The sequence below is a fragment of the Psychrobacter sp. C 20.9 genome (genome assembly GCF_001921765.1).
GTDB classification, from domain to species: domain Bacteria; phylum Pseudomonadota; class Gammaproteobacteria; order Pseudomonadales; family Moraxellaceae; genus Psychrobacter; species Psychrobacter piscatorii_B.
Genome location: NZ_MRYC01000013.1, coordinates 88103 through 100049, shown reverse-complemented (window position 1 = coordinate 100049; position 11947 = coordinate 88103). Strand labels below are relative to the sequence as shown.

The 11947-nt window shown below is 42.6% G+C and carries 10 protein-coding genes; 5 read left to right on the top strand and 5 right to left on the bottom strand.

Annotation, left to right across the window (positions count from 1 at the left end; genetic code table 11):
* The first annotated feature begins 340 nt into the window (after positions 1-340).
* Together BTW00_RS09990 and rlmF are read left to right on the top strand one after the other, a co-directional pair.
* Positions 341-1033, top strand: a complete 693-nt coding sequence (locus tag BTW00_RS09990) for a LysE family translocator (RefSeq protein ID WP_075107289.1) — start codon at positions 341-343, stop codon at positions 1031-1033.
* A 76-nt stretch (positions 1034-1109) separates the two neighbouring features.
* Positions 1110-2147, top strand: coding sequence for a 23S rRNA (adenine(1618)-N(6))-methyltransferase RlmF (gene rlmF / locus BTW00_RS09985; protein ID WP_075107288.1), 1038 nt, complete (start codon positions 1110-1112; stop codon positions 2145-2147).
* A gap of 108 nt (positions 2148-2255) precedes the next feature.
* On the opposite strand, the gene BTW00_RS09980 is transcribed toward rlmF, so the two are convergent.
* From BTW00_RS09980 to dnaA, 5 genes are all read right to left on the bottom strand, one after another.
* The gene (locus BTW00_RS09980; protein WP_075107287.1) at positions 2256-2825 is read right to left on the bottom strand and encodes a manganese efflux pump MntP family protein; all 570 of its coding nucleotides are present in this window, start codon (positions 2823-2825) and stop codon (positions 2256-2258) included.
* Between the two features lie 126 nt (positions 2826-2951).
* Positions 2952-5582 (bottom strand): DNA topoisomerase (ATP-hydrolyzing) subunit B, encoded by a 2631-nt coding sequence (gene gyrB, locus BTW00_RS09975; protein ID WP_075107286.1) that lies wholly within the window; start codon positions 5580-5582, stop codon positions 2952-2954.
* 532 nt (positions 5583-6114) lie between these two features.
* Entirely contained in the window at positions 6115-7344 is a 1230-nt protein-coding gene (locus BTW00_RS09970; protein ID WP_075107285.1) for a DNA replication/repair protein RecF, read from the bottom strand.
* Positions 7345-7473: 129 nt separating this feature from the next.
* A complete protein-coding gene (gene dnaN / locus BTW00_RS09965) occupies positions 7474-8649 on the bottom strand; it encodes a DNA polymerase III subunit beta (protein WP_075107284.1) in 1176 nt (391 codons plus the stop codon).
* Between the two features lie 159 nt (positions 8650-8808).
* Entirely contained in the window at positions 8809-10254 is a 1446-nt protein-coding gene (dnaA, locus tag BTW00_RS09960; RefSeq protein ID WP_075107283.1) for a chromosomal replication initiator protein DnaA, read from the bottom strand.
* 589 nt (positions 10255-10843) lie between these two features.
* Here dnaA and rpmH point away from each other — a divergent pair.
* The 3 genes from rpmH to yidD all read left to right on the top strand — a co-directional run bounded on the left by rpmH (position 10844) and on the right by yidD (position 11912).
* On the top strand, positions 10844-10978 hold the full coding sequence (gene rpmH, locus BTW00_RS09955) for a 50S ribosomal protein L34 (protein ID WP_007394757.1): 135 nt from the start codon (positions 10844-10846) through the stop codon (positions 10976-10978).
* 186 nt (positions 10979-11164) lie between these two features.
* Positions 11165-11536, top strand: a complete 372-nt coding sequence (rnpA, locus tag BTW00_RS09950; RefSeq protein ID WP_075107282.1) for a ribonuclease P protein component — start codon at positions 11165-11167, stop codon at positions 11534-11536.
* A 1-nt stretch (position 11537) separates the two neighbouring features.
* Positions 11538-11912 carry a membrane protein insertion efficiency factor YidD gene (gene yidD / locus BTW00_RS09945; protein ID WP_075107281.1) on the top strand — a complete coding sequence of 125 codons (375 nt, stop codon included), beginning with the start codon at positions 11538-11540 and terminating at the stop codon, positions 11910-11912.
* Positions 11913-11947: the final 35 nt, after the last annotated feature.

Genomic DNA, 11947 nt, shown 5'->3' with positions numbered 1-11947 from the left:
GGGCTGATGCTAAAATTGCCCCATACTGCGTTACAAATCTCGCTAAGGCATCTGCATTATCGTCGCTTTGTGCCTTGTCTGGAACAATTTTAGCGATCAGCAGTGCCTATTTGCGAATGTTCAACACGCCCTAGTTATATCGTCGAATCTTGATCGCTTATTTATAGCTTTATAGCGATTTGTCGATAGGACTATTTTTAATACTTCATTTAATATAGACAGCATATAACCATAACACAAGCGATAGCAATGACTCGAATGGCGCGATAATAGATAAAAGTTGACCTCATTTGTGATAAGTGCAACTATGATTCAGACTGGATAGGGTACAGAGGGTTTTATGGAGTTTTGGCATGGGTTTTTGCTAATCACGAGCGTTCACTTGCTGGCAGCCGCCTCACCAGGGCCTGATTTTGTGTTGGTCTCGCAGCAGACATTAGCCAAAGGTCGGCGTACTGGTTTGATTTGTAGTTTGGGTATTACCTTAGGATTATCGGTACACATTATCTATTCAGTGCTAGGATTGGCAACGGTGATTGCCCACTCGCAGCCGCTATTGACCGCGATCAAATGGCTGGGCGGCGGCTATTTGATCTATCTAGGGTGGCAAGGCATTCAGGCCAAACCTAAAAAGCCAGTAGAACTAACAGCGTCAGTAACGCAAGAGAACGCACCTATTGATCATTTACAAGCAAAGCAAGACGCCTCTACTCATACCAAATTTACAACGCCTAACGATACTTTTACCACATTGCGTCGCGGGTTTTTCTGCAATGTCTTCAACCCAAAAGCGCCTGTCTATTTTGTGGCGATTTTTACCCTTGTCCTATCGCCAGACATCCCACTTTGGCAATTGGCGATTTATGGCGTCTGGATGATGGTCTTGCAGATGGCCTGGTTTAGCACCGTGGTGATGCTACTCTCTATCCCTGCGATTCATCGACGATTTCAGCGTTTTGAGCATTGGATCGACCGTATGTTGGGGTCTGCGATGATCGTATTGGGGCTCAACCTGATCTTGCGTCATCGATAGGCCATCGATAACTCATTTGCGAGCGGTGAAATCTGCTACACTGCTGACTTATATCCATATATCGTAGCCTGACATTATGACAAGTAAGCCCATGACCCGTAATCCTGCCAATAGTAAACACAGAAACCGATCGCCTGCGACCGCCAAAAAACTCGGTCAATTGCATCCGCGCAATCCACATCAAGGTCGTTACGACTTTGCCGTATTGACTCGCGCATTGCCTGAGCTTGCTGAGCATACCATCACCAATCCCAAAGGCGAGCCCACGATTAATTTCTCGGATCATCAGTCGGTTCGTGTGCTGAACAAAGCATTACTGGCAAACTATTACGGCGTTAAGTTTTGGGATATTCCTGACGGCTATCTGTGTCCGCCAATTCCTGGGCGTGCCGATTATATTCACTATATTGCGGATTTACTCGCGCAAACCACGCACGTGAATGCCGACAACACACCGCCAACGGGTAAAGACATTCACGCCCTTGATATCGGTACTGGTGCCAGTGCGATCTATCCGATTGTCGGTAGCCAAAGCTACGGCTGGCGATTTACCGCAAGCGATATTGATCCGATTTCGGTCAATACTGCCGCCCTCATTTGTGACGCCAATCCCAAGCTAAAAAGCGCGGTCAAAGTAAAGCTACAGCCTGAGCCTAAGTTTATCTTTAAAAACATCATTGGTCGTCAAGATTACTTTGACGTCGTGGTGTGTAACCCGCCGTTTCATGCGTCATTAGAAGAAGCGATGGAAGCCAACAGCCGTAAGCAGCATAACCTGCAACGTCATCGTGGCAAAAATGAAAGCGAGCAAATCAGCCGTCATTCAACCAAGTCAGGTAACGCGGCGCAAAACCTAAACTTCGGTGGTCAGCATAAAGAATTGTGGAGTGAAGGTGGCGAGATTGCGTTTTTGACCAAGATGGCAAAAGAAAGCCAAAGCTTTGCAGAGCATGTTGGCTGGTTCACGACGTTAGTATCAAAATCTGAAAATGTGAAACCTTTACAACTACTATTAAAGCAGCTGGATGTCGCGCAGATGCGTATCATTGAGATGAGCCAAGGTCAAAAGAGCACTCGTATACTCGCGTGGCGCTTTGATACCGACGAAGAGTAGTCGTTGAATACATAATACGCCTAAGTTTCACGTGAAACAAAAAAAAGCACCACTTTGATATTCAAGGCGGTGCTTTTTGCATAAAGGCTAAGTGAAACTCTAAATAGATTAGACAAAGAACATGACTTTGATACCAATCGCAATCAGTACCACACCGCCCAATACTTCGGCTTTATCCTCTAACCATGTGCCTGAGCGACGTCCCAAATAGACCCCGAGCCAGCCAAACACAGCCGTTACGACCGCGATAATCAAGCAAGCTAACCACGCGTTCAAGGCCAATAAATTTAGCGTAAATCCAGCTGCCATGGCATCGATACTAGTGGCAATAGCAAGGGTAAACATGGTGCGATGATTAATGACACTACTACCCACGTCAATATCGTCTTCGTCATCCTCACCACTGAGCACTTCGTACAGCATCTTGCCACCCAGCGCAATTAAGATGATACCGCCGATCCAAGGCGCGGCCGCCGCCAACCATCCCAACAGCGCTGCACCCAATAAATACCCAATGAGCGGCATCACACCCTGCGCGATACCGAAATATAATGCGGCATAAATAGCGAGATGACGTACATATTGCTGGCTTTGTTTCTGTGATTTTGCGCCCAGTCCTATCGATACGGCAAACGCATCCATCGCGAGTGCAATCGCGAGCAGCACTACTTCAATCATGGTATTTTCTCTTAACTCGAATAGCAGGTATGATTAACTTTATAAAAAAGGTTTCATGTGAAACAAAAATACCGCTTCGATAGACGAAGCGGTATTTTTATACATTGTTACTGATTAGTTTCAAAATTAGATATCTAGATTTGAGACGGTTAACGCATTTTCTTCGATGAAGACACGACGCGGCTCGACATGATCACCCATCAAGCAGGTAAACATATGATCAGCGGCAATCGCATCTTCGATAGTGACACGTAGCATACGACGGTTTTCTGGATCCATCGTGGTATCCCATAGCTGGTCGGCGTTCATCTCACCTAGACCTTTGTAGCGCTGGATAGCCAGACCACGACGCGCGTCGAGCATCATTTGCTGCCAGAGATAATCGAAGTCACGTACTGGGATATCTTTAGTCGTGCCCGCACTTGCTTCACGGCGGATAAAGGCGTCTTCCTCAAGCAGGGTATTCCACTCGCTTGATAGACGTAACAATTTGCCATACTCACCTGAGTTGATGAAGCTAGCATCTAACAGATAATGGTGCGCCAGTTGATGCACATATACCGTGACGCGTGGTAGCCATTGCGCCTTAGTAGATATAGCCTCATTGTCTGATGCTTCGCCTTCTGCCGTGCTTGCGGCCTCAGTGCCAATTGCAGGTGTCATACCCAATAGATCGGCAGCAGCCGCATCCATATCTTGTGACTGCGGTGCATGAATATTGACCAACTCAATCTCAGGATTTAACTCACTACCAAAGACGTCAAGCTGAGCCTGCATGGCTTTTTGCCAGTCTTGCATCGCAGACTCATCATAAGTCATATCAACGGATAGCTTTGGCGTGTGCGTCAACGCATCCAAGATGACCGCTGGGAAGCGAATCTGCAAACGCGCTTTGATTAGCTGAGTTTGGTTATAATCATTAAGCAATGATTCAAGCGCTTGCCCAGTAATAGCGGGCGTATCAGCACTGATGTGTAGCTTGGTGTTGTCAATCGTTGACGACAATAGATACGCTTTTAGCGCCTCATCATCTTTGAGATACAGCTCTTGACGACCTTTTTTGACTTTATATAGCGGTGGCTGGGCGATATATACATAGCCACGCTCGATCAGCTCAGGCGTTTGACGGAAGAAGAAAGTCAGCAGCAGGGTACGAATGTGTGAGCCATCCACATCGGCATCGGTCATGATGATGATTTTATGGTAGCGTACTTTATCTGGATTATACTCATCAGGGCCAATACCACAGCCGAGTGCGGTAATCAGGTTACCCACTTCAGCAGATGACAGCATTTTGTCAAAGCGCGCACGCTCAACGTTCAAAATCTTACCTTTTAGTGGCAAAATCGCTTGAGTCTTACGGCTACGGCCTTGCTTTGCTGAGCCACCTGCAGAGTCACCCTCCACAATATATAGCTCAGATAATACAGGATCTTTTTCTTGGCAGTCAGCCAACTTACCCGGCAGACCTGCAATATCCAGAGTCGTCTTGCGGCGGGTCATCTCTCGCGCTTTACGGGCCGCATCACGCGCACGAGCAGCTTCCATGATTTTATTAGCAATGGCTTTACCGGCGCTTGGGTTTTCTAGCAGGTAGTCATTGAACTTATCATGCATCGCTGATTCGACAGCAGATTTCACTTCACTTGAGACCAGCTTGTCTTTGGTCTGGCTTGAGAATTTTGGATCAGGCACTTTCACCGAGACAATAGCCGTTAGACCTTCACGAGCATCATCACCAGTCGCCGCGACCTTTTCTTTTTTGAATAAATTCTCACGATCCATATAGCTGTTTAAGCCGCGTGTAAGTGCTGAGCGGAAACCCGATAGATGCGTACCGCCATCTTTTTGCGGAATATTATTGGTAAAGCACAGCACTTTTTCGTTATACGTATCGGTCCACTGGAGCGCAACTTCGACACTGATACCATCGTCTTGCTGACTGGTAAAATGGAATACTTCATTGATACCGTCTTTGCCTGCATTGATATAGCTGACAAACTCTAGTAAGCCGCCTTTGTGCTCAAACTCATGACGCTTATCAATACGCTCATCGGTAAGAACGATACGCACACCAGAGTTCAAAAATGACAGCTCACGTAGGCGTTTTGCCAAAATATCATATTCAAAGACTGTGCCGGTGAATACGTCGCTACTTGGATAAAAGCGGATTTGCGTACCGGTTTGATCGGTCGCTTCCATCTGCTGAATATCAGCGTCAGGTACGCCATCAGTATAGGTCTGATGGTAATGATAGCCTTCACGCCAGATATTCATCTCAAGCTTTTTAGACAACGCATTGACGACCGATACCCCAACACCATGCAGACCGCCTGAGACTTTATAGCTATTATCATCGAACTTACCGCCTGCATGCAGGACTGTCATGATGACCTGAGCTGCTGATACGCCTTCTTCTGGATGAATATCGACTGGTACACCGCGGCCATTATCCATCACACTGACAGACTCGTCTTCGTGAATGATGATATCAATCTGATCACAGTGACCGGCCAGCGCCTCATCGATAGAGTTATCCACGACCTCAAAGACCATGTGATGCAAGCCTGTGCCATCGTCAGTGTCACCAATATACATACCAGGGCGTACGCGTACAGCCTCTAGCCCACGTAGTACACGGATATCCTTAGAACTATAATCAGAAGGTAATACTTCTGAAACTACAGTAGACACAGCGGCTTCAGTAGCACTGTCGTCTATCAATTGCTCGTGGTCAATAGGTAATGAATCACTCATGTACATTCCTTAATCTAGCCATAATCAGCCGTTTTTATCAGCGCACTTATAAAAATGCACCTCATGATGGCATCTTAAAACCAACTTCTATTATTCATCACTTAGAGTACATATGAGCGGCTAAACCACTAACCACTGCTAACCTCAAAAAGGCTGCATAGAGATAAAATTGGCAAATTACTTATTAGTAATAGTCTTTGTTTTTCTAGCCATTGTTAAAACTATTGAAATAAATAAAATATTTAATTATCAATTACTTATAAAGAAATAAAAAATAGAAGTCTGTTATATGATGCTATCGAATAAATTGCTGAGAACAGGACAAAAATAAAGGGTTATTTTAGCATTTTTTTGTCTGTAAGTCACTGTTTACTGGGAGTTTTACGACTTATGAGTCGGTGTCTCTACCTAATAGCTAGTATAAGTAATAGTCGTGACTGTGATACTCAGTAAAGGACGCATAAAAGGCGTTATAAGTAGGCAGGAAAAGGCTTAAAGGGATGATAAGCGACTAAGAATTAATCAACAGGAATTAATCAACAGACAATATCTGGCCTTGTTTCACGTGAAACAATCTAGGTTTTGACCACAACTCATTAACCAGAGGTACGATATCATCCGTCAAGCTGGTCATGAACACCTGACAAGGCAGCTGCGCTAATGTTGATAAAAGAATACCTATCGCCCTATCGTCTAGCTCTGCGGTGATGTCATCTAGTAGCACGACAGGGGTCGCTCTCGATGTTGAGTTATTATCGAACGAAGCGCTATATTTATTATCATTGAGCAGTAATGGTAGTTGTGATAAGCGTAGCGCAGTAATAAGCAGCTTCTTTTCACCGCGGGACAATACATTTGCTGCCTGCTCTTTTAGAGTTGGTAATTTAGCATTTACCTCATGGTTTGAGGACGCTGTATTTGTATTTGTCGCCTGACTATCTATAACATCATCAGACCGTACAGTATTATCAGAGCGCCAATGTACGTGAATATCAGCCCGATGATTGCCTATACGGGTATATCCTAACTGTAAATCCTGCTCTAATCGCTCATTAAGCTGTACATCAAGCGCGACATTAGTGTCATAGCCAGCGTTATAACTTAGGCTCAATTGCTCAGCATAAGACGGCAACAATTGCAGAACACTTTTGGCAAAATAAGGCTGCCATTCAGTAAATACTTGCTCACGATAATGATGTATCAATGCCGCATGATTACTTAGTCCTTTATCCCAAGACTTTAGCTCAGCTAACTGGACTTGGGTCAATTGACGAGTCTTTTTTAGTAAACTATTGCGCTGTTTTAGAAGGCGTTGATAAGCGACCCATTGTGGATGAAAACCTTGTTTCATGTGAAACACTAACCAATCCAACAGCTGGCGCCGACTGGCACTACCCTGCTCTAACATATCCATCGTTGAGGGATCTATCAATAGCGTGGGTAGCTGCTCAGTCAATATACTTTGGTTGTAGACAGTAGCTTGATTAAGACGCAGAATGGTTGTCGCATCTGCTTGTTTTTGAATGGCTAGCGTACGACTATCATTGAGCCTAGCATATACGGTTGTATTATTCTGATGGTGCTGTATATAACGTTTTGGCTGGTGATGGCGAAAGCTCTTGCCTCTCGATAATAAGAATATCGCTTCAAGTAATGAGGTCTTGCCGCTACCATTTGCACCGATGACAACGTTGCAAACGGTCGACTGCAAATTAACTTGTGTGAGGTTGCGCAGATTTAATACTTTTAGACGTTCAATCATATTATCGATAGCCGCTCATGATTTTTAGCCTATTTAACAAGCAAAAGTTTATTTAAATTTAAGCTGTCCGCGTAAATACTTAAAAGATGCTAGCGCGGTTCAATGCTGTATGATGTGCAAAAAATCAGACTATATACGCATCGGCATGATGACGTATTGATGGAACTCATCATTAAGCTGATTGACCAACACTGAAGCATTCGATTGGCTCATATGCATCTGCAAATCACCTTGTATCACTCCAAGCACGTCTTGTAGATACGCAGCATTGAACGATAACTCCATTGGCTCGCCCTGATATTTAGCTTGTATCATCTCCACGGCTTCATCTTGTTCAGCATTGTTGGCACGTACTTCTACCATACCATCACTGGCAAAATTAAAGACCACACCGCGCGACTTCTCATTACTCAAAATCGCAACCCGGCGTAATACGTCAGTCATTTTTTCTTGACTAAATAACGCGAGCTTATCTGTATTGCTTGGCATGACGCGGCGATAATCAGGGAATTTGCCATCAATCAAACGGGCAGTAAACGTCACCATTAGGTTTTGGCTGACTTGCCCTGCACTATCTACATCGCCAAATGGTAAGCTCACTTGCAAAAACTCACGCCCAAAACTCAGCGTAACTGCATTGTCCTTATCCCCTAGCATTTTGCCAAGCTCAGTCGCCAAACGCTCAAGCTCGATCACGGCCTTACGTGGCAAGATAGCCTGCATACTCAGATCAGCACTCACATCTATAACGCTACGTGCCAAGGCCAATCTATGTCCGTCAGTCGCAACGGTCGTCAGCTGCTGCTGTGAAACATCAAACAGCATACCCGTCAAATAATAACGTACATCTTGAATTGCCATCGCAAACTGAGTTTTGTGAATCAAATCTGTCAATCGACTACGGCTGATGTTCAACGGCGTGATATTTTCAGGGTTGCCCAAGCTTGGATAGTCTTCACTTGGTAAGGTGCCTAGCGTGAAACGGCTCTTGCCACTGGTAAGCAAACAACGCTCATTCGCTTGAGTCGCTAGGTTAACTTGGGCTTGTGCAGGTAAAGACTTACAAATATCTTTTAGTTTTGTTGCAGGTAGCGTCGTTGTTCCTGCTTCAACACAAGCACCAGCAGGCAATTTCAAGGTCGATGTCAGCTCCACTTCTAAATCTGAGGCTGTCAAGATAAGCTCGGACTCTGATAACTGCAGCTTAATATTACCCAATATCACCATATTATGGCGTTTATCAGCGGCTTTGGCGATCAAGTTGATAGCTTTTAGTAACGATTCTCGATTGATCGATAATTGCATGCTTAGTTACTCTTATTTGAATGATTTTTTATAAAAATTTGACGTAATCGTCTAATAATACCTTGTCTACCGACTATAATCTACAGAGCATCTATCTGCTTATATTTTCAATATTATAAACGATATTTTCTCCCTAAAATACAGTGAAGACTTACTCTACTAACCTGCCTGTAACATCAACGCTAGCGTCTTATAATCCTTGTCAAACGCTGGATCTGCTGCTCGTAATTCATTTACTTTATCGCAAGCGTGCATCACTGTAGTATGGTCACGTCCACCAAATGATTGACCAATTTCAGGAAAACTATCACCTGTTAACTCACGCGATAAGGCCATCGCTATTTGGCGAGGTCTGGCGATGCTACGCGTACGTTTACGCCCCATAATGTCTTTCACCGTTACATCATAGTATTCAGCGACTATTTTTCGGATATTATCCATATTTACGGCTTGTACACGCATAGCGACGATGTCTTTGAGCGCGTATTGCACCATCTCAAGAGTAATCTGTGCACCTGTCAAATTAGCATTTGCAAAAACTTGATTGAGAGCACCCTCCAAACGTCTGACATTGGATACCACGTTTTGAGCGATAAACAATGCACACTCTTTAGGCAGCACCATGCTATAAGAAGCGGCTTTTTTCTGCAAAATTTGCACGCGAGTATCAATCTCAGGAGGATCAACCGCAACCGTCAATCCCCAAGAGAAACGCGATCTAAAGCGTTCATCAAACTCTGTCATTTGCGATGGATGACGATCAGAAGCCAAAATCAGTTGTTTGTCACCACTGGTAAAGTCTGCAAATAACGTCAAAAACTCATTACTGCTTTTGGTCTTTCCGGCTAGTACATGGATATCATCCACAATCAATAAATCTACTTTTTTTATTTTCTTTTTAAAATCTTCTATTTTATTATTTCTTAATGAATAAACTAATTGGTTTATAAATTTTTCAGAAGTAAAATAATAAAAACTTTGATTATTTTTTAGATATCGATGTGCTACAGAATGCATTAAATGCGTTTTTCCTAATCCAGAAGGTCCATATATAAATAAAGGATTGTGTCGATTTTTTGATTGTTTTTTACCAAGCTCGTAACAAGCTTTGTAGGCCAGATTGTTCGACTTACCAGTGACAAATGTCTCAAAAGTAAAGTCAGGGTTGAGATAGCTCAGTGATTTAGCATCAGCCGAGTCGTTTAGTTCTCCCTGACGCATATTAGCGTCGATATCTGCTTTTGAATTATTATGATGGATAGATTCAAATTTATGCTCAGATGGAGTAGGGGAGGGCTTATCCTCCAAAAATAATGAGCCTGATTTTGACTGCTGACTATCGTCTACCTCACGTCCAGCATTATCAACACGGACAACAACCTCCTCAATGCTACCTTGACTGTGCTTAGCAACCAATTGCTGAATATCTTGAAGATGGTTCTTTTTGATATACGTGACAAAATAATCATTAGGCGCAAGAATGATCAGAGTTTGTGCTTCTTGATAAGCTGACAGAGGCCTCAGCCACATGGTGAAAACGTTGTCTTTAACGTTATAGCGCAAATCGTTCAGACATTTATCCCAAATATTTGCTGTGTCTATCATGAAAAATACTAACCCTATAATTTGCCATAATAATTAACTTTAATAGCCTGACCTTCTACAGAAATACTTGGTATCAACAGTGATTAACTGTATTAAAAGTCACACTGGAAAGTTATGAGAAGCCACACACGAAGTAGGGGCTAATCTAACATAAATACCCTGTGGATAAAACCTTGTTTTTTGGGGATAAGACTGTGGATAGTTTTGTGGATAACTCAACAAGATAAGTTATCCATATTTAGCCCACAGGTTATCCACAACCTTACCCATAGCCTAGTGTTTTGATAAATAAGGATAAAGTGGAGTTAGCCACAGATAAGTAAGGTCCCAATAACAACAATACTATATATATTAATCAATTATTATTATAGATTTCATGCAAAACTGTGGATAACTTCAAAAATTATTTACTGTCAACTAAAAACACTGGTTAAACAAAACGGAAGTATTGAACAAATAATATCTAGCAATCTGATAGCAGAAACTAAATCTCTGAAAACAGGCTAAATTAGTTTATTGACCAAAACTATACTGGATGGTATAATCCTCCGTTATTACGAATTTAGTCCATTATTTTGATAGGTGAGTTATGAAACGTACATTCCAACCAAGCGTGATCAAGCGTAAACGTACTCACGGTTTCCGTGCTCGTATGGCAACTAAAAAAGGCCGTCAGGTCTTAGCTCGTCGCCGTGCTAAAGGACGTCATCGTCTAACTGTATAATCAGTAGATAGCGATAAGCATGGCTAATATTGCTTGTTGTGCTCCTATTGTTTATAGATTGCAATAGTCAATCATCACAACTGACACTTAGCCATATATTAAAAGCGCCCGCATCGGCGCTTTTTTTGTTTCTATATTTTGCTATTATCTTTAATATCGCCATTCCCTATCATATTAGGTCATACCATGCCCAAATCTCTTTTAGCTACACCTACAGCCAATTTTACTAAAGAGCAGCGCCTACTGACACCAGCAGCGTTTCGTGAAGTGTTTGACGCACCTGAGCGTAAGATACATCAGAGTCACTTGATGGCGTTTGTGAGACCCAGTGCCTGTGACAAGCCACGTATCGGTATGGCGATTACTAAGCGTAAAGTACCTACTGCTGTCGTTCGAAATTTGATTAAACGACATATCCGTGAGCAGTTCCGTACAAAAGCTTTTAAATTAGAAAATAAAGATATTGTTTTTATAGTAAAAAAATCGATAAAGGATATTGATAATAAAGAATTGAAAAATGAAATAAATAATATTTTTAAAAAAATAGAAAAAAAATAAAATGAAAAAATTATTAGTTTTAATAAATAAAAAAATTTTTAGTTTTATATTAAATATAATAAAGTTTTATCAAAAAGTAATTAGCCCTATCATACCTGCTCGCTGCCGTTACTATCCCACCTGTTCAAACTATGGTAAACAAGCTTTGGCGTGGCATGGCACTCGTGTAGGTAGTTGGTTGCTGTTAAAACGTCTTAGTAAATGTCATCCGCTTGGTGGACACGGCATTGATTTTGTCCCGCTCCCTTTATCTTCTTATCGGTATCAATACTTGTCCTTTACTGATATATCTAATAGTACCGCTCAAGGACTGGGCGTTTACCGAGATCGTCAGGGGTATGTGCCACGTCTTAACTACTTAATGAAGACAACATAAAAGTCATAACTTCGGGCTTTAGATATCATCTTCAA

What these genes read in the sequence shown, in the direction of transcription:
- BTW00_RS09990 (WP_075107289.1), top strand. Translation starts at nt 341, where the DNA reads ATGGAGTTTTGGCATGGGTTTTTGCTAATCACGAGCGTTCACTTGCTG.
- rlmF (WP_075107288.1), top strand. Translation starts at nt 1,110, where the DNA reads ATGACAAGTAAGCCCATGACCCGTAATCCTGCCAATAGTAAACACAGA.
- BTW00_RS09980 (WP_075107287.1), bottom strand. Translation starts at nt 2,825, where the DNA reads ATGATTGAAGTAGTGCTGCTCGCGATTGCACTCGCGATGGATGCGTTT.
- gyrB (WP_075107286.1), bottom strand. Translation starts at nt 5,582, where the DNA reads ATGAGTGATTCATTACCTATTGACCACGAGCAATTGATAGACGACAGT.
- BTW00_RS09970 (WP_075107285.1), bottom strand. Translation starts at nt 7,344, where the DNA reads ATGATTGAACGTCTAAAAGTATTAAATCTGCGCAACCTCACACAAGTT.
- dnaN (WP_075107284.1), bottom strand. Translation starts at nt 8,649, where the DNA reads ATGCAATTATCGATCAATCGAGAATCGTTACTAAAAGCTATCAACTTG.
- dnaA (WP_075107283.1), bottom strand. Translation starts at nt 10,254, where the DNA reads ATGATAGACACAGCAAATATTTGGGATAAATGTCTGAACGATTTGCGC.
- rpmH (WP_007394757.1), top strand. Translation starts at nt 10,844, where the DNA reads ATGAAACGTACATTCCAACCAAGCGTGATCAAGCGTAAACGTACTCAC.
- rnpA (WP_075107282.1), top strand. Translation starts at nt 11,165, where the DNA reads ATGCCCAAATCTCTTTTAGCTACACCTACAGCCAATTTTACTAAAGAG.
- yidD (WP_075107281.1), top strand. Translation starts at nt 11,538, where the DNA reads ATGAAAAAATTATTAGTTTTAATAAATAAAAAAATTTTTAGTTTTATA.